The 17,722-nt window shown below is 41.5% G+C and carries 16 protein-coding genes; 9 read left to right on the forward strand and 7 right to left on the reverse strand.

Annotation, left to right across the window (positions count from 1 at the left end):
- The 4 genes from KA717_39935 to KA717_39950 form a co-directional block, all read right to left on the reverse strand.
- The gene (locus KA717_39935) at positions 1-138 is read right to left on the reverse strand and encodes a hypothetical protein (protein UXE61430.1); all 138 of its coding nucleotides are present in this window, start codon (positions 136-138) and stop codon (positions 1-3) included.
- Positions 131-1,114, reverse strand: coding sequence for a nitrile hydratase subunit alpha (locus KA717_39940; protein ID UXE61431.1), 984 nt, complete (start codon positions 1,112-1,114; stop codon positions 131-133). The genes KA717_39935 and KA717_39940 overlap by 8 nt, the downstream gene beginning before the upstream one ends.
- A gap of 160 nt (positions 1,115-1,274) precedes the next feature.
- On the reverse strand, positions 1,275-3,149 hold the full coding sequence (locus KA717_39945) for an iron uptake porin (protein ID UXE61432.1): 1,875 nt from the start codon (positions 3,147-3,149) through the stop codon (positions 1,275-1,277).
- A 95-nt stretch (positions 3,150-3,244) separates the two neighbouring features.
- Positions 3,245-3,589, reverse strand: coding sequence for a hypothetical protein (locus KA717_39950; protein UXE61433.1), 345 nt, complete (start codon positions 3,587-3,589; stop codon positions 3,245-3,247).
- A gap of 219 nt (positions 3,590-3,808) precedes the next feature.
- Between KA717_39950 and KA717_39955 the strand changes: the two genes are divergently transcribed.
- The 7 genes from KA717_39955 (at position 3,809) to KA717_39985 (ending at position 12,600) form a co-directional block, all read left to right on the forward strand.
- Positions 3,809-4,783 carry a helix-turn-helix transcriptional regulator gene (locus KA717_39955; GenBank protein ID UXE61434.1) on the forward strand — a complete coding sequence of 325 codons (975 nt, stop codon included), beginning with the start codon at positions 3,809-3,811 and terminating at the stop codon, positions 4,781-4,783.
- Between the two features lie 331 nt (positions 4,784-5,114).
- Positions 5,115-6,230, forward strand: coding sequence for a phosphate ABC transporter substrate-binding protein PstS (pstS, locus tag KA717_39960; protein ID UXE61435.1), 1,116 nt, complete (start codon positions 5,115-5,117; stop codon positions 6,228-6,230).
- Between the two features lie 487 nt (positions 6,231-6,717).
- The gene (locus tag KA717_39965) at positions 6,718-6,912 is read left to right on the forward strand and encodes a transposase (protein ID UXE61436.1); all 195 of its coding nucleotides are present in this window, start codon (positions 6,718-6,720) and stop codon (positions 6,910-6,912) included.
- A gap of 17 nt (positions 6,913-6,929) precedes the next feature.
- Positions 6,930-8,105 carry an IS4 family transposase gene (locus KA717_39970; protein ID UXE61437.1) on the forward strand — a complete coding sequence of 392 codons (1,176 nt, stop codon included), beginning with the start codon at positions 6,930-6,932 and terminating at the stop codon, positions 8,103-8,105.
- Positions 8,065-9,876: a cyclic nucleotide-binding domain-containing protein gene (locus KA717_39975; GenBank protein UXE61438.1), complete on the forward strand. Its 1,812-nt coding sequence runs from the start codon at positions 8,065-8,067 to the stop codon at positions 9,874-9,876. Before KA717_39970 ends, KA717_39975 begins: the two co-directional genes overlap by 41 nt.
- 124 nt (positions 9,877-10,000) lie before the next feature.
- Positions 10,001-11,692 carry a mechanosensitive ion channel family protein gene (locus KA717_39980; GenBank protein ID UXE61439.1) on the forward strand — a complete coding sequence of 564 codons (1,692 nt, stop codon included), beginning with the start codon at positions 10,001-10,003 and terminating at the stop codon, positions 11,690-11,692.
- A gap of 161 nt (positions 11,693-11,853) precedes the next feature.
- Positions 11,854-12,600, forward strand: coding sequence for a hypothetical protein (locus tag KA717_39985; GenBank protein UXE61440.1), 747 nt, complete (start codon positions 11,854-11,856; stop codon positions 12,598-12,600).
- Positions 12,601-12,832: 232 nt separating this feature from the next.
- Here KA717_39985 and KA717_39990 read toward each other — a convergent pair whose 3' ends face one another.
- Positions 12,833-13,273 (reverse strand): DUF29 domain-containing protein, encoded by a 441-nt coding sequence (locus KA717_39990; protein UXE61441.1) that lies wholly within the window; start codon positions 13,271-13,273, stop codon positions 12,833-12,835.
- Positions 13,274-13,386: 113 nt separating this feature from the next.
- Positions 13,387-13,992, reverse strand: coding sequence for a DUF3782 domain-containing protein (locus KA717_39995; GenBank protein UXE61442.1), 606 nt, complete (start codon positions 13,990-13,992; stop codon positions 13,387-13,389).
- A 248-nt stretch (positions 13,993-14,240) separates the two neighbouring features.
- Here KA717_39995 and KA717_40000 point away from each other — a divergent pair, with 248 nt between their 5' ends.
- Positions 14,241-15,476: a transposase gene (locus KA717_40000; protein ID UXE61443.1), complete on the forward strand. Its 1,236-nt coding sequence runs from the start codon at positions 14,241-14,243 to the stop codon at positions 15,474-15,476.
- Between the two features lie 154 nt (positions 15,477-15,630).
- Entirely contained in the window at positions 15,631-16,794 is a 1,164-nt protein-coding gene (gene acsF, locus KA717_40005; protein UXE61444.1) for a magnesium-protoporphyrin IX monomethyl ester (oxidative) cyclase, read from the forward strand.
- Positions 16,795-16,861: 67 nt separating this feature from the next.
- Here the strand turns inward: acsF and KA717_40010 are convergent, their stop codons facing one another.
- Positions 16,862-17,653, reverse strand: coding sequence for a hypothetical protein (locus KA717_40010; GenBank protein ID UXE61445.1), 792 nt, complete (start codon positions 17,651-17,653; stop codon positions 16,862-16,864).
- Positions 17,654-17,722: the final 69 nt, after the last annotated feature.

The following is a 17,722-nucleotide window of genomic DNA, read 5'->3' on the forward strand; positions in this document are numbered from 1 at the left end:
TTAGGATTCATCGGCTAAAAGTTCATTAAGAATTTCTTCTGTTAAGCCATTTTCTTGTGCTTTTTTACCGATCCGTGCCATTAAACTGAGTAAATCATCTTCCAACGATAGCACCTCCTCAAACCAGGCGTTATTCATACAAAATTTCTGCTCCTAACATGGCATTGCGCGTTACCCGTTTCCGTAATTCGTTTTCACTTAAATTTGCCCAAGCTTTCGGCATTTCAGGAATCACAAAAAAACGTACCTCTGAGTTAGAATCCCAAACCCGTAATTCATCAATTTTAGCAGTGTAATCTTTAAACTGTTTCAAATGATCCGATTTTCCTTTGTGGGCATCTTCCGCAAATTCTACTAACACCCCAAAAGGATCAGAGACGCTACGGGCGCGATATTGTTGAGATTTGTACCACATGGGTTGAGTTCCCAAAAGAGCTTGGGGATAACAGGAACAGACCGTACAGGTGACAAGATTATGAACAAAAATGGTTTTGCCATTTTCCTGTTGTTCTCCGTTGGCAAAAATACGGATATATTCGCCTTCGGGGCCAATGGTTAAACCAAAGGTAATTTGATCACTGAGATAGGGTTTTCCTGTGTCGGGATTAATGGTATTAAAGAAGAAATCTCGAATCAAAATGGCTGCTTGAAAAGGTTTTTCCTCTGGGGGAGCTAATAACTTGGCTTTCCATTCGGGATTTTTCCAGGCATGGGCAACAACGGCGGCTCCGAAATGAGGGCCAACCACTTTTTCATAGTAGTTAACAAAGCCTTGCACTCCTTCTTCACTGACAATTTTTTTCTCAATGAGCAATTGTTTAATTGCCAGCACTCGCTCTTTTAAGGGGGGAAGTACGACTTCTGTATCACCATCAGGCGTTTTAAAGGTCGTGTCTGCAATAGGAGAACCGCCGTGCATGGCCCTTGAGTCGTCAGGAGTTACTCCCTCTTTACCAGGAGTTTCGGCACTGACATCTTCTAAAAGCCCTTGACCAGCTACCGTTGCGGCTCCTGCGGACAATCCTGCTAATCCGACATTTTGTAAGAATTTACGGCGAGAAGCATTGTTTTTTTGTTCGTTATTTTGTTGGTCAGGGGAGAGATTTTGAGTCATAGTGAATAATTAATAGTTGATAGTGGATAATTGATAATTAATAGAAATTCAAAAATGGAGGCTTTGAAGATCAATTTGGGCAAAATTTTTAGTAGGGGCGAATTGCGTTCGCCCATTGAGTGACGAAAAGAAAATCAAATTGCGATCGCCCGTTGGTCAACTAAAAGAAATAAGAGGTTTTTAATTGCCAAATCCAGATTGGGGCATTGCTATTATTATTTTCGGGATGAATAACAACTAAAAAGCCTGGTTGCAGCGAAATGTTATTGTTAACATTGTATTTATAAGCGGCTTCAATATGCCAAGCTGTGTCACCTTCTGGCTGTAATCCAGGGCTAGTTTGGGCAATGACTCGATAGGGATTTCCGACCATCAAAGAACCGATATTTCCTTCCCCAAATAGATCAATTAAGGACAGACCAAAATTCCATTCAAAAATGGTGGCACTGTCTCCCCGATTGACGTTAAAACTTGGGTTTGGTTGTTCCGCATGGGCAAAGGCAAAACCTATATCTCCCGTAAAGGCCAATTCCGGCATGGCTCGCCAGCCAAACCCAAAGGTGGTGTGATCGGCAGAGGTGGCGATGGAAGCAGGGGCAGGGCCTGGATTACCAAAGGCCCCAGGCGGGATAAAATTGGTTCCAAAAGGCTGATCGGCATACAAACTACCCGTTTGACCGGATACCGCAACCCCTGGCCCCGCAGGATTATAGGAACGGACATAAACCAAGGTCATACCCAGGTTATCGGTCGGAAAGTAGCTCAACTGAGCGATCGCCGCATTACCGCCATTAAAAAAGCCTGTTTGGGGATCACCGCTATTAAAATCACCGTAGAAGCCTGCGCCTAAAGATAATTGATCACTAAATTTATAGTTAGCCGCAACCCCTGGACGAGCTAAGGTTTGATAATAAATGGGGTCAAAACGGCCAAAACGACTAATGGAAACCGTATAGGGGGCAAAAATGGCAAAAGGTTGAGTTGAAGTTAATAATTCCCCTGAAACTTCTCCGCCAACGGCATCAATAAAAACGGAAAGATTCTCAAAGGGACGGAATTTATAAATTAAATCGGCGATCGCTAAACTATTATTGTAGGGCGGGGCATCAAAGGACAAGCGACTCATATAGGTTCCTGTCACATTCGTGGTAAAACCGGCGATCGAAGAACTAAAGGGCGTTAAATTACTTGTCCATAAATCCACCGATAAACTATCAGTTCCACTAAAACTAGTAGTTAAAGATAATAAACTAGAATATTGCAAGGTTGCTTGACGTTGTAATGGGGCCGCCGGTCGTAGGGTTTTAATTCCTTGATCAGTAATAATGTTACTCGTTGCTGCTTCTGCTCCCGTTGCTCCTGCCACATACATGGTAGTCGCGCCAAATAATTTAGTCGTCGTAGAAAATTGATGATCTTCGAGATAGGAAACCCGACTTTCCAGGTTATCAACCCTTGTTCCCATTGCCGCTAATTCTGCTTCAAAGTCTTGGGCTAATCGTTTTAATTTATCTAAATCTTCGCGTAATACTGCCACATTTTCCTGAAGTAATCGCTCCATTGTATTCATACAGGCATTTAGCCCCGCCGCAAATTCCCAACGGGACAGGGCGCGGTCACGAAGTGTGCCTTCGGCAACGCCTCTAAAGGTACGATCAGGATAACCGACAATACAGCCATAGCGTTCCACTAAACTTTTAAGAGCTTCATAGGCCCAAGCAGTGGGTTCCACATCCCTTAATTCGTTGACATTGGTAACTTGAGATAGGTCATTGTTACTGACTTGAAAGCCTTTGGGTTGTCTAGTTTTTTGGATTTGTTGTAAAAGTTGCTGACGGTCGGGATCAAGACTATTGCTTGCAGGTTTACTTGATTCCGACGCGGTAAGATTTGACGGCGTTGTTTCCGAAATAATAGGAGAAAGATCATCGGCGATCGCTAATTCTGTCTGTAACATCGCGGCAGATAAGCTCATGCCCAGGCAACCGAACATCAGGGGAAATATTTTTACCGTCTTAATTACTAAATTTTTCATAAACTTGCTCCTCACACAATCTAAATAAAAAAAGGGATGAGTTTATGATAATGCTCTTCCCAGTAAAATTTTCTTAGCTTAAATAATCGGGCCGTTTACTGTTTAAATTCAGTAACATTTCCTTTGCCATCGGTATTACAATAGCCATCCGTTTTTTTGCCATCTCTTGTGACCACCCAATTAAAAGATAAGCCATTTTTTTTGATATCCTTTAAATCAATGTCTCCCTTGTCAATGGATTCCTTAAAAGTTTCTCCCAAGGAAACGCTTACGTCCGACATGGGAACACTAAATTGCTCCACCGCTTTCATTTTGCAATTTTGTCCCCCTTTTTGTATTAATCCGTTCATGGTTTGGGCAAAGGCGGCTTGAGGAGCGAGACCCAAGCCTAGGGAAAGCAGTACAAAAGCCGTGATCGTGCCTGGCATTAAATTTTTCATGATGTTACACATCCTAACGGTTGCGAATTGGATTAGGGAAAAAACCGTTGAAGGCTCTATCAACCGTATAGTAACTAGTCTATAGTGGCTGTCTGTTCGGGGCTATCCTCTTTACGACAATGAAACTTAAGTTTTGTCGTATTTTGGACAAAAGACGATATAAAGTGTTTACGGGCTTTTTTACTATCTTTCTTCTTTTCTTCAATGAATACTGAGTTATTGCCTCCTTTAGATCGAACTCCCCTGCTTGAAAGTGATAATTATGAAGAAGCGGAAATGATGTTGACACAGTTAATTGGCCCTTGTAAAAGTGAATTTTTAGAGCCTCATTCCTATTTTTTAACTCGTTATTATTATGCCTCATTTTATCAGTCATCAATGGTTTATTTGCAGTGGCAGGGAGCGCAAAAACTAACTCGAAATCAACCGGATGAAATCTATGTTTTTTATTTGCCTATAGAGGGTATTATTAGAGAAAAAATTAACCAATTGGAACCAATATTATCTTCTGAAAAAGTGGTCCATTTTTTTACTCCTCAACAAAATTTAGTCGGTGAGATTAGTTCTCAAGGTCAAGGTATTTCTGTCTGTATTCCTCGTCAAAGATTACAACAAGAAATGGCTAAATTATTAAATAATTCGGTCAATTCATTAATTTCTTTTCAGCCCGAAGTTGATCTAACTACTGTCTTTGGTAACAGTCTCAAGGAACTTATTTTATTTTCTTGGCAAGCTACGGCCCAAAATTCTCTTTTTTTACCACAATTAGAACAAACTTTATTGACAGGATTACTGCAATATCATTCCCATAATTATTCTGCGGTTCTTCAAAGAAAGGAGGGAATACTAGGCGATCGCCAAGTCTATTTAGCCAAAGAATTTATGAGAGCGAATTTACAAAAACCGATTAGTTTAGGCGATATTGCTTTAGCGATCGGAGTGAGTGGGCGATCGTTACAGCGATCTTTTGCTAAATATTGTGGTTGTTCTCCCATTGAATTTCTGCGACAGGCACGCCTGGACAGTTTACATCAGGAATTAAGTCAAGGAATACCCCTACTAGGAATTAGCGATTTAATGCTCAAATATCAGTTTAGTCATTTGGGGCGATGTAGCCAAAGTTATCACCAACGCTTCGGAGAATTACCTTCAGAAACTGTTCATAAAAATAGGGTCGATTCTGATTCCGCATGAGTTTGTGTCTTTCCTTTGTTTCTGAAGACTTCTCACCCAAGGATCTCGTCAACGAAAGGTCTTAAGTATTGTCTTCTGTCTCTTGTCCATGAATTTTGAAAGGGGGATAAAGCAAACTTTTTTTAATCAAGATTTAATCAAAATTTAACCATGTCTCAATACAATCAAATACATAATAAATCTGTCGTGGTCAGGTCTCTAATTAATTAGGAGTCCACTAATTTTGCTATTGTACTCAAAATGTGATCGATCCTAACTTATTGCTCTTATTTCAAAAATTAAGATGTGTTAGGTTAACTGAAAACAGCCAGTAAGATAAGTCATTAAAATCATGAAAAAATATTCCTATCGTGCAATCAGTTTTGCGTTCATCCTGGCGATCGCGCTTGGCTTAAATAGTTGTGGCGGCGACAACCAAAAAGCGACGGAAAACACTGTCGGCATTACCCTTCCTTTTAAGGACACCATTCGGCCTGTTGGTGCAGGGGCATCTTTTCCAGCCACTTTGTATAAAAACTGGTTTGTACTGTTAAATCGCGCGGTTCCTCAACTCCAATTTGATTATCAATCTGTGGGCAGTGGAGCTGGAATAGAACGTTTTACCAGTAATATTATCGATTTTGGCGCAAGTGACATCGCGATGACAGATGAACAAATTGCTAGGGTCAAGCGAGGCGTTTTGATGTTACCGATGACGGCAGGAAGCATTGTTCTCGCCTACAATTTGCCAGAGGTAAAGAACCTAAAATTATCCAGGGAAGTTTATGTGGATATTTTCCTAGGCAATATTACCAATTGGAATGATCCTAAAATTGCCAAGATAAATCCTGGAGTGACTTTCCCTGATCGACTTATTGCTGTAATACACCGTTCTGATGGAAGTGGCACAACGGCAGTTTTCACTAAACATTTAAATGAGATTAGTCCCGCTTGGGCAAAAGCGATCGGGACAGGAACAGCAGTACAGTGGCCAACGAGGAAAGGACGATTTATTGGGGGGCGGGGAAATGAAGGAGTTGCGGCTTTAGTGGGACAAACTCAAGGGTCAATCGGTTTTATGGAATATGGCTTTGCTACCAAAGGTAATTTAAGCATGGTATCCTTAGAAAACAAAGCGGGTAAATTTGTTGCTCCTTCTAATGAATCGGGTTCGGCAACTCTTTCCCAAGTCGAATTACCCCCTAATTTACGGGCATTTATTACCGATCCTCCTGGAGAAGCATCCTATCCCCTTGTTACCTATAGTTGGATGTTGTTATATAAAAAATACGACAATCCTAATTTGGCGATCGCAATGGAAGCAATGATTCAATTTGGCCTAACCGAAGGACAAAAACAAGCGGCACAATTAGGTTTTATTGAATTACCCCAGAACGTCAAAGAACGAATTGCGGCGGCGGCGGATGAAATTACCCCTGATTTTAAAATCACGCTTCCTCCTAAATAACAGAAACTTGGCGTTAAAGTCCCCCTTTTTAAGGGGGATTTAGGGGGATCAATCCTCACTTACATAATGCTTTGTAGGGACATAATATATTATGTCCTTACTCTATACGCAATTGAGCGATAAAATGCGGTATAAAATATAAACCAAAAAATGATTAGAGGGGGCTTTTCTCCCTCTATTTTTAACTTCATATTGAGACTCATTTATGTTTGAAACGGTTTTTTGGAATGCTTTTATCGCTGGGATTATTAGTGCTTGTTCCATGCCCCTCGGAGCCGTGACTGCCCTGACTTTTCCCGTTAAGTCCAAAATCCAGCAATGCAAACTTCTAGAGGCTTTATCTGGCAAGGGTTTGAGTAATGATTCTCTTGACAGGAAAAAAATATTCTGAAGCCATCATCCCGCTTATCGTTCAAATTTCAAAAACAAAGGATGAAGGGAGTATGAGACTGTAAAATGGAGAAAATCTTAAAGGGCAGGTCAAAAAATGTTGGAATGGTGGACAAAAAACTTTGCCAGTTGTGAATTGGGAGACGAGAGGCTAAACAATCGTGCCTTCTCGATTGGGAAAAAGTTAAGTGAGGGGTTTGGAAAAGCCTTATCAGAAGTGTTTAAGGGAGGAAACGAGTTAAAGAGGGCCTATGAATTTTTGGGAATCCGAAAACAGACTTTGTCAAGATAATAGAGCCGCACTGTGAAATGACAACTGCCGCCGTAGAAGAATATAAGATAATGCTATCAGTCGGAGATACGACCTTCTTAGATTATCGCAATATCAAGGAAAAAAGGGAAGGGTATGGGCCGACTGGAAAAGGAGGGAATGGATTAATACTGCATAGTGCTTTAGCAATTGAGCCAGAAAAAGGACAAGTATTAGGTTTATTATGGCAAAAACTGTGGAATAGGGAGGTAAAAGAAAAGCCCCCAACAGATGAAACGGCGAAGCAGAAAAAAGAAAGACAGAAAGAACAAAGAAAAGCAGCTCGTCAAAGACCATTTGAGGAAAAAGAATCCTACAAATGGGTAGAGGCTCTAAACACCTGTGAGAAACAGGTAGAAAGTTCAACGAGGGTAATTCATGTATTTGACAGAGAAGGAGATGTTTCAGAAGTCTTTGACTCAGTGCGTCAACTCAAGCATACAGGAGTGCTGGTCAGAGCGTCTCATAATCGTAGTTTAGACAAAAATAGTGAACGACTTTGGCAACATTTGGAATCAGAACCGATTCGTTTTCATCAAGAAATCGAGATTCCGAGTACAGGAAAAAGAAAAGCACGGAAGGTTAAGCTTGCCGTCCGATTTTGCTCAGTTAATCTACGAACTCCCTATCGTTTTGATAATCGTGACCCGTTGAATGTCTATGCTGTTTATGCGACAGAAATCGATTGTCCCGAAGGCGAAACTCCTTTATCTTGGATGCTTCTGACTACAGAAGTTGTTGAGACTATTGAGATGGCTGTCACTATTCTTCGTTGGTACACCTACCGATGGCGGGTTGAAGAATTTCATAAAGTCCTTAAGTCTGGTTGTCAGAGTGAGCGTTATCGACTTGCCTCTGATGGAATGAAAACTCTTTTGGGTTTTTTAAGTGTCATTGCTGTTGAACTTTTACACGTTACTTATCTTCATCGTACCCAGCCCGATGCTCTCGCGATTGAAATTCTTAATCCTCTTCAACTTCAGGTGTTAAAAGCAGCCGCCTCTCAAAAACTTCCCCCTATTTTGACTGTTGCTTGGGCTGTCGAGTCTGTTGCTTTTCTTGGTGGTTATCTTGAACATCGTCGTAAAACTCCTCTCGGTATCCAAGTCCTTTGGCGCGGTTGGTTGAAGTTGCATGACCTTTGCCAAGGCTGGCAGCTTGCAATCCGCACTTAACGGGAAAAGTCAGGTGACTGCCCTATTCTGGAAGCCTAAAAATCGAGTTCTGGCTTTTTTGATTGCCTTTGGAGGAGGAGCATTATTGGGGGCTGTGACCATCGATTTAATCGGAAGTGCAAAAGAAAAGGGACATCTTTTAGAATTAATTATTGGATCAATTATTGGTAGTTTATTCTTTACTTTTGTGAATCAAATGGTGAATAACTCAGGTGGATTTTTACGCAAACCCTCGACCACATTAGCCTATCTCACGCAACAAGAAAGTCGTCGCTTTGAAGAAAAAATTAGTCAATTAAAACGCCTAGAAATTTTTCAAGATTTACCCCAACAATGGCGACAAAAATTAGCTGAATGTCTGCGATTTGCCCATTATGCAAAAGGCACTACTTTATATCGTCAAGGTGATCCCAGCGAAAGTCTTTATATTATTGATCAAGGCAAAATAGATCTATTAGACCCCCAAGCGGGCTTGACTCCCTTTAAACATTTGGTAACGAATGATATTTTCGGTAAATTAGCTTTTTTTACGGGATCTCCCCACCAAACCGTTGCTGTCGTTGTGGAAGATACTCAATTAGCGGTTTTGTCTCGTTCAGATTTTGAAGAATTATTAGAAACTTCTCCCTATTTATTGGAAATAACTAAGAAAATGATTGAAGGTGAAGAAATCGCTGATTATCTGCAAAAATATCAAGGATTAGACAAAAATCAAATTCAAACCTGGGTCAATTTAGCCAGGGAAAAAATTCATCAAGACAGAAAAATTCCTAGCGCAGTCAAAATAGAGCAGAAAGAAGCAGAATTTCTGAAATTAGCCCGTCAAATTCGTCGATTCCCTGTTTTTAGCTATCTACCCCAGGAAGATCTAGAGGATATTGCCGCTCGTTTAATCTATCGGCACCAAGCAACGGGTCATATTTTTTTCCAACCGAGTGAGGTTGCCGATTACCTCTATTTTGTTGAGCAGGGAGAAGTTGAAGTTTTCTATCCCAGTCATCTCAATCAGCCTTCTTTGCTGTTAACATCTGGGGATGCTTTTGGGGAATTAGCCTTTATTACGGGTTTAACTCATACAGTGACGGCGATCGCCAAAACAGAGGTAACGGTTTGGATTTTAAAAAAACAAGACTTTGAAGAGATGTTGCAACAGTCGGAAAGTTTAGAAAAGAGCATCAAGATCTTTTTAGAAGATCCCCGTCTCCAGAATTATCTCCAAAAAAGACAGGGTTTCGAGCCGACTAAAGTGACAGATTGGGTAAAACAAGCCCTCGAAAGTATGAATGCCGGTCGGTTAATTCCTTCAGCGACAATGATGACAGAAATCGTTAAGGAACATCAGAATGCACCCATGTCGATTTGGCTAGGCTTGCTGATGGATGGTATTCCCGAAGCTCTAACCATTGGGGCGCATTTGGCAACTCAGCCCTTGAGTAATTCACTTTTAGCAGGACTATTTATCGCCAACTATCCCGAAGCATTATCCAGTTCCAAAGGCATGAAAGAACAAGGTTTTTCGATTCCCAAAATTTTGGTCATGTGGACATCGATCATGCTATTAACAGGGATTTTGTCGGCGGTGGGTAGCGTGGTGTTTGCTGATGTGCCAGAATCAGTTATTTCCTTATTGGAATCGATGGCGGCGGGAGCGATGTTAACCGTGATTGCAGAGACGATGGTGCCAGAAGCCTATGGTAAGGGAGGTTCCATTGTGGGATTATCGAATTTACTGGGCTTTCTTGCCATTATTGTGATAAAAAGCCTGGAATAATTGTAGAAATTAGTGGTTAGTATTAATGTCCATCAAGCTCGATTTTAGTTACTGTGAATTCCAAAAAAAAGCAAAGGGAATCGCCCTTTTTTTATTAACATTGGCTTTGGTCGTTTGTTGGGAAATGTCATCACCTGCCCAGCCTTCTCTTTCTCCTTCAACAACCCGTTTTACTTTGGGGCAATCCAGTCCCCGAATTTTTTCCGTAGGGGACATTGAATTTGCCTCTGTGCATTTAGATGGATTTGCTTTATTTCAGATTGCTTCTCCACACTTTTCTCCCTCAGAAGCAGAGCTAAATGATAATTTATCGCCCATTCAAAGACGAGTTCAACGGATTGAAGCGAATCTCTATCATTTGGTTAATCTAGGCTTCGATCCCAAGACCCTAGATGTTAGGCCGTCTATTCTGAATAACTTAACGGTGATTGTTGCTTCTGATAACGCGGATTTAGCCCAGCAGGTTATTCTCACGGTGACTGAAATCGATGCCCAAATTGATCCGTCTTCGGTGGAGGAGTTGGCGCAAAGATGGAGTCAAATTATTCATACCGCCTTGATTGAAGCTCAACAAACTCGTCAGCCCGAAGCTCGCAAACGTCAAATTCTTACGGTGACAGCGATCGCCTTGGGCATGGTTTTACTCAGTGTATTATTAATGCGATCGCAAAAGTTCTTGAAAAAACGTTTTCGTACTTTTCAAAAAAAACTAAAGGAAGAAATTGCATCGGTATCAGATCGTCCATCCCAGGGAGAAAGCTTGAATGGCAATCTATTCCCCCAACCCCAGACTCTTTTGGCCGCTTTTCGCAAACAAGCCAACCTCCAGCAAAAGTTAACACTGAATATTTGGCTCAGAAGACTCGAACGCATAGGGCTATTGTCCATTTGGTTTGGGGGAATAACGATGATTTTGTATGTATTTCCCGAAACTCGCTTAGGAGGACGGAGTTTATTATTGATTCCGTTACGAATTTTTATTATTTGGCTAGTTTTAACTTTTATGAGCCTTTTAGTCAATTTTTATGTCAATTACAAATTGCAAGAATGGGTTGAAGAAGCCGATCTTTTTTCCGAGAACTACCAACGACGACTCCTGCGAGTTCCTACCCTATTAGACGTTTCACGAGGAATGATTAGCTTTTCGTGCTGGTGTCTCGGAATTATCTGGTTTTTGGCTTGGAAGGGGGCTTTTCCCAGTTCTTTGCTGACAGGAGCGGGTTTAATTGGTGCGGCTCTGACTTTCGCATTTCAGAATTTATTAAAAGATTGGATCAATGGCATTCTCATTATTACGGAAGATCAATATGCGGTCGGTGATATGTTGGAATTTCAAGGATTCATAGGAATAGTGGAGAATATGAGTCTGCGAGCGACCCAAATTCGCCTTGGCACGGACGGACGCTTGATTACGATTCCCCACAACCAAATACTTGTCGCCCACAATCTCAGTAAAGATTGGTCGCGGGTCAATTTCATGATTGAAGTTGCCTATGATACCGAAGTCAATTCTGCGATCGCGTTAATGGGAGAAGTTGCCCAAAAAATGGCAGTTGATCCCCAATGGCAAGAAGATATTTTAGAACCCGTTAGCGTTATTGGGGTAAACCAGGTTTCCCATGCAGGGATTGAATTAATGATGCGAATTACGGTTAAAAGACTGCGCCAATGGGACGTAGAAAGAGAATTCCGCCGTCGTCTTAAGTTAACCTTTGATGAGCAGGGGATTCAAATCGGTATTCCCAAACAAACGCTTTCTTTCTCCGATCCCGACCTGAAAGAGAAATTTCCCCCAACGGATGCGATCGCGGATTAATTGATAATTGATAGTGAATAATGGATAATTATCCATTGTCAATTGTCCGTTAAAAATGCGATCGCTAAAGAAAAATTTGATTTCCAACTAGATTTTTATTGTTTTTATATTTACAATATTCGGTAATAATTTTTTGATGGCTTAAGCTATTTATCTCTCCTATGAAACAATCTTCTCCCCCCCCCCCCCCCCCGACTATCGCTAAAACCCTTGCCCTGAATGGGTTTGCGACTTTATCTTTGTTAGTTGTAACCCCTGCCCAAGCCATTACCGTGATTGATACAACCTCCAGTTGGAATGGTACGAGTACTATTCAGCCTTTCGGTGGTAATGGTGCAACCGCGACCTATGGTCAAACCTTTACAACCCCTACCGTTGAGAATGTTTTGAATTCCTTTTCCTTTATTTTAGGGAATACTCTGAACGGAAACCCAATCACCTTTCAGGGCTATGTGGCCCAGTGGGACGGAGCGAAGGCAACAGGCCCCATCCTTTATCAGAGTGCGGATCAGACTTATAGTGGAGGCGGGTTTCAAACCTACACTTTTAATACGGGTTCCCTCGCTCTCACCCCAGACCAAAAATACGTTCTTTTCCTGAATGCGTCTAGCTCCTTTGCTACGTCAGGTAACACACAACAAGCTTTGATCTTTGGTAGTGGAACCTATTCGGGCGGTGATTTTGTGTTTTACAACAATGGTGCTAATTTTGGGGCATTGACAACCACAAACTGGGACGGTCAAGAAGGTTCTCGTGGCGATGCAGCCTTTACAGCTTCCTTTAGCTCGTCTGTCGCCGTACCTTGGGAAACGGATGCTCTACCCGTTTTTGGTAGTACGGTTCTCTTTGGTTTAGGCATTTGGGGTAAACGCAAACTTGCCCAAAAGAAAACCAACAAAAAAGACTAAAATCCTAACCACTGCAAAATTTACACCAAAATACCCCAACAAGCTCCTAATCGGTCAATTTTTCCTGAAGGAGCTTTTTTGCATTTTCAGAAATCCTTATTTTTTAAGCAGTTTATACTGACACATACTCCCAGCTTAATCGGAAATTGTAGCATTTTTCTTCGGATTCTAAAATAATCTACAGTGTGGACACATTGGAATAAAAATTAAAACTGTGATCGCCCTTAAAAACTTAATTTTCTTCCCAAAAATCTTCATTTAAAGTTGTTTCTACACTCTGAGAATAGGGACAGTGATCGGGAAAAGAAACCTGACGATATTCTTTGCGAACTGTTTTTAATGCTATTTCCCAAGCAACAATAAAGCTATCGTCCCATCTTGTTTTCAGACTCGGTGCCTCTCTGAGTAAAAGTTCTAAAGCATTACGTTGGTTGCGAATAGTACGTTCCCAACCATTATAGTCATCGGGAAGATCAACATAAAGACGTTTTAATAAATGCTCTAACAAAACCATTAGACGAGATATTAATTCCTTTTTTTGAGAAATCCCCAAGGATTCTACCTCCTCAATTAAATTGTCAATATCTAGGTTTTTAAAGTCACCGTTTTTGAGTTTGTTGACGGTATCTTCTACCCACAGTAAGATGTCTTGCTCATAGAGTGAAGTTGTCATAGTGATTCCTTAAAAAGACTATATAGATCACTGAAAACCCTTATAACTTCAACGCAGACGAAACGCGATCGCTTTTTTGAGGTAAATAGTGGATTTATGGGCCAATCGCCCAATTACCAATTTCTAGGCTCAAAATCGGGATTATTTAAAATCGAAACAGCCTCCCCCGCCTGAGCTAAAACAAATAAACCTTGACGATAGGCATATTTATCTGCTCCTTCTTCAATCTCAATGCCTGCAACGGCTCCATATAGTTGCTTCTGGGCATATTCAGGGAAAAATTCTCGAAATCGCCTGAGATCATCCATTAAATCTTTGACATCATTAACGCCCAAACTACTTTTCACTTCCACCACTAAAACATGATTTTCATTGGTTACAAGCACATCAATTTCTAGGGTTTGTCCATTCAAGCGTTTTTTCATCCGTTGACTGACTTGATGAACGGGAATTCCTCGCTTTAAAAAGAGAGTCTCACAGGCAGGAGCAACCATATTTTCCACAAAACGCCCCCATTTGCCTCCGAGATCGCCAATTTGTTTGTTAACCTCGCGGATTCTGCGATCTGTTTCCTGGGATTGTTCCCTGAGTAGGCGGTCAGTTTCTTGAGATTGTTCCTTTAATAGACGTTCTGTTTCTTGAAAACGTCGTTCTGTTTCTTTTTGGGCGGTGGTTAATTCGGCGAGTAATCGCCACACATCATCAGCAGTTGTTGTCATAATCTAAATTTCCATCAATTTTTCTACTTACAATTTTATCTTGTTAAAATGCGATCGCCCTTCCCTCTCTCACTTAGAACAAAAGCGATCGCCCTTCCCAAAAGAGAAAAAACGCGATCGCCCCCTTTCCGCCTCAAGCAGGTTAAAGATATCGTTACCAGAAAAATGGGTAAAAGCCTCGCCCTTCTAGAGCGACTTCCAGAGCAACTCAATGTTTTATCTGCAATCTTTTGTGATAAACTAGGGGAATGATAGTCAGAGAAGCCAAACTACTGAACGGAGCAAAAGAGCAATACCAATCTCTTGATGAAGCTATCCGTACCGCGCAATTTATCAGGAATAAAGCGGTCAGGTATTGGATGGATAATCAAGGGGTAGGTAAAGCCGATTTGTATGTGCTATGCAAAGAATTAGCCAAGGAATTTCCTTTTGCGAAAAAGTTAAATTCGGCGGCTCGTCAAGCTAGTGCGGAACGTGCTTGGGCTTCTATCTCTAGCTTCTACAGTCGTTGTAGAAAAGGAGAAAAGAAAAAAGGCTATCCCCAGTTTAAAAAACATTGTCGCTCTGTAGAATATAAAGTCTCAGGATGGAAACTATCTGATGATTGCATGAAAATTGCTTTCACTGATGGTTTTAATGCTGGCTCCTTTTCCCTATATTGCAACAAAGAAACGAGAGAAGACCTGTTTCGGCTAAAGATTAATCGGGTTCGAGTGGTGAGAAGAGCAGATGGGTATTATGCTCAGTTCTGCTTTGACGCTGACCGCAAAGAACAAGGGGAATATACCGGTAATGTTGTTGGTTTGGATTTGGGATTAAAATATTTCACCAAAGACCAAAACGATAATGCCGTAATCTATCCCCAGTTCTTAAGAAAATCTGAGCGTAAACTAAAAAAGGCTCAGAAACGATTAAGCAAAAAATTCGTGAAAGGGGCTAAACCCCAATCCAATAACTACGATAAAGCACGAAAAAGACTGGGTAAAACCCATCTTAAAATTCAACGCCAACGGAAAGATTGGGCAATTAAGCAAGCCCGAAACGTGGTGGCATCTAACGATGTCGTGGTGTATGAAGATTTAAAGGTGTCGAATATGGTCAAGAATCATCACTTGGCTAAGTCAATTTCTGATGCTAGTTGGTATCAATTCACCCAGTGGTTAGACTACTACGGGAAAATCTGGGACAAGGCAGTGGTGGCGGTTTCACCTCACTACACTTCTCAAGATTGTTCTAATTGTGGGCATCGGGCGAGAAAGTCGTTAAGTACCAGAACTCATTCTTGTCCCAATTGTGGAATAGAAATTTGTCGTGATACAAATGCGGCAATTAACATCCTTAAAAAGGGAATGGGAATTCTGGGAATGGAATGGCAAAACAGTACCTTTGGGCAAAAGGAATCTGCCTCGGAAGAGGGAAAGCATAGGGAGAGAACCATCTCTATCATTGAAGGGAAACCAACAATCGTAAGTGGATCTCTGTGAACTATGAATAAGAATCCCCGTCGTTCACGCAGGGGAGTATGTCAAAATCTTTAATTATTCTAACGATGGGTTCAATCCCTTGTTACACTAGAATTTTAGTCTCGTTTTTAATGGCGAGCGGTCTGCATCAAGAAAAAATAAAGATAAACAAGCTATGGTAACAACGCTCCAAAAGCCTGAATATGACGAAATCCGTCAGGGTGTAAAGGTTCCTGCCAAGGAAACCATCCTAACCCCCCGTTTCTACACCACCGACTTTGACGCGATGGCGAAAATGGATATCTCGATCAATGAAGACGAGCTAGATGCCATCATTCAAGAGTTTCGAGTTGATTACAATCGCCATCATTTCGTGCGAGACGAGCAATTTCAGCAATCCTGGGATCATATTGATGGCAAAACCCGCAGCTTGTTCATCGAATTTCTTGAACGTTCCTGTACGGCTGAATTTTCGGGCTTTCTCCTCTACAAGGAATTGAGCCGCAAACTCAAAGACATCAATCCTGTCTTAGCAGAGGGATTCCAACTCATGTCCCGCGATGAAGCCCGTCATGCTGGGTTTCTCAATAAAGCCATGACCGATTTTGATCTCTCTTTAGATCTCGGCTTTTTAACTCGCTCGCGTAGCTATACCTATTTTGAGCCTGAATTTATTTTCTACGCCACCTACCTGTCTGAGAAAATTGGCTACTGGCGTTATATCACCATTTATCGTCATCTTGAAGCCCATCCTGAAGATCGGGTCTATCCCATCTTTAACTTTTTTGAGAATTGGTGTCAAGACGAAAATCGTCATGGAGATTTCTTTGATGCCGTCATGCGGGCCAAGCCTCAAATGCTGGATCAACCGCAAACCTGGTGGCAAAAGTTAACTGCTTTTCCCCGTTCCTTTTCGCAAAAGGCTTGGAGTCGTTATTTGATGGTGACGCTGGTTTCGCCAGTACTCTGGTGTCGTTTCTTTTTACTGTCAGTTTTTGCCACCATGTATCTCAATGATACACAACGGGCTGATTTTTATGCGTCTATTGGCTTAGAAGCACGACAGTACGACAAAGAGGTGATTGCCAAAACTAATGAAACGGCCGGTCGGGTATTTCCGGTTATTCTAGATGTTGATCATCCTGAATTTTATGCTCGCTTGGAAACCTGTGTGAGCAATAATGAGAAATTACGGGCGATCGATGCGTCTAATCAACCTACCTGGCTAAAAGGATTACAGAAATTTCCCATTTTTCTATCTAATGGCTGGCAATTCTTGAAACTTTACTGGATTAAGCCCATTCCTTCTGAGGAGTTAGCTCGTTCCTTTGGTTTCTAAGATCATCACCACAACCCTAATGAATTTGATGGCTTCCGTTGCTGAATGAGTGGCGGAAGTTTTTTCTTTAAACAGGAGTGCGATCGCCGACAGACAGACGAGTCCGGGTTGAACGAGGTTTGCTGGCTTCCGGTTGATCTTCTGATTGTTCTAAGCAAAGAAGGGGAATCGGTTTACTATTTTCATCCCAGCTAAGGTTCACTAAACTGCCTTGAATGGAAGGATGCCAACGATGCTGCTGAATACTATGGGCTAAAAACACTTCAATACATTCCACAATTTGCTTCACCGTTGCCGAACTAGATTGAATCGGCAGTTTGCTCAGTTTAAGTTGAAAGCGAAATAAAACGCCGGAATGCCATTGTTCTTCTACGCCTTCAATGTCGTAAATAATCTCAAATGTCTCATCAACTTGTAGATTACTATTACTCACTTTTCCTCCTAAGGTGGGTCGTAGAGAAGCACTAATTAAGTTCGTTACCTTGTTTTGAATCTGGTTAATCACAATATAGTGAAAAACCTCTTCATCCATTCTCATGCGAATATAGTCTAGACCAATACGACGGGCATAAAGCAGATCGGGAAGACTTTCCCAACGCTGACAACCTTCAATCGCTAGATCGAGTTGTTGCTGAAGTGCCTGATTCCGGGCGATCGCCGACTCTAAGGCCTGTTGTTTTTTCTGACACTGTAATTTGCACCAAAGACCGACAACAATTAATATTCCCCCCAATCCCAAAGAAGAAAACATCCAGGGGGAAGGCGGCACGGCAGGGTTGGCAGTAACAGGAGAGTCTGAAAAAGAAGGATCGAGGGTTTCCGCTAAAATAGGCGTAGAGGAGACAAGGTGAGTAGCCATAGGCTAAGAAACAAGGTGAGAGTTCTCAATTTCAATATGCCCAGATTTTTTAAGAAAATGATTACATAC

This window comes from Woronichinia naegeliana WA131, assembly GCA_025370055.1.
In the GTDB taxonomy this organism is placed as follows: domain Bacteria; phylum Cyanobacteriota; class Cyanobacteriia; order Cyanobacteriales; family Microcystaceae; genus Woronichinia; species Woronichinia naegeliana.

Excerpts from the sequence above, each read along its gene's own strand:
- KA717_39935 (UXE61430.1), bottom strand. The coding sequence starts at position 138 with ATGAATAACGCCTGGTTTGAGGAGGTGCTATCGTTGGAAGATGATTTA.
- KA717_39985 (UXE61440.1), top strand. The coding sequence starts at position 11,854 with ATGAAACAATCTTCTCCCCCCCCCCCCCCCCCGACTATCGCTAAAACC.
- KA717_39945 (UXE61432.1), bottom strand. The coding sequence starts at position 3,149 with ATGAAAAATTTAGTAATTAAGACGGTAAAAATATTTCCCCTGATGTTC.
- KA717_40000 (UXE61443.1), top strand. The coding sequence starts at position 14,241 with ATGATAGTCAGAGAAGCCAAACTACTGAACGGAGCAAAAGAGCAATAC.
- KA717_39970 (UXE61437.1), top strand. The coding sequence starts at position 6,930 with ATGACAACTGCCGCCGTAGAAGAATATAAGATAATGCTATCAGTCGGA.
- KA717_39980 (UXE61439.1), top strand. The coding sequence starts at position 10,001 with ATGTCATCACCTGCCCAGCCTTCTCTTTCTCCTTCAACAACCCGTTTT.
- KA717_40010 (UXE61445.1), bottom strand. The coding sequence starts at position 17,653 with ATGGCTACTCACCTTGTCTCCTCTACGCCTATTTTAGCGGAAACCCTC.
- acsF (UXE61444.1), top strand. The coding sequence starts at position 15,631 with ATGGTAACAACGCTCCAAAAGCCTGAATATGACGAAATCCGTCAGGGT.
- KA717_39940 (UXE61431.1), bottom strand. The coding sequence starts at position 1,114 with ATGACTCAAAATCTCTCCCCTGACCAACAAAATAACGAACAAAAAAAC.
- KA717_39950 (UXE61433.1), bottom strand. The coding sequence starts at position 3,589 with ATGAAAAATTTAATGCCAGGCACGATCACGGCTTTTGTACTGCTTTCC.
- KA717_39995 (UXE61442.1), bottom strand. The coding sequence starts at position 13,992 with ATGACAACAACTGCTGATGATGTGTGGCGATTACTCGCCGAATTAACC.
- KA717_39965 (UXE61436.1), top strand. The coding sequence starts at position 6,718 with ATGTTGGAATGGTGGACAAAAAACTTTGCCAGTTGTGAATTGGGAGAC.
- pstS (UXE61435.1), top strand. The coding sequence starts at position 5,115 with ATGAAAAAATATTCCTATCGTGCAATCAGTTTTGCGTTCATCCTGGCG.
- KA717_39990 (UXE61441.1), bottom strand. The coding sequence starts at position 13,273 with ATGACAACTTCACTCTATGAGCAAGACATCTTACTGTGGGTAGAAGAT.
- KA717_39975 (UXE61438.1), top strand. The coding sequence starts at position 8,065 with ATGACCTTTGCCAAGGCTGGCAGCTTGCAATCCGCACTTAACGGGAAA.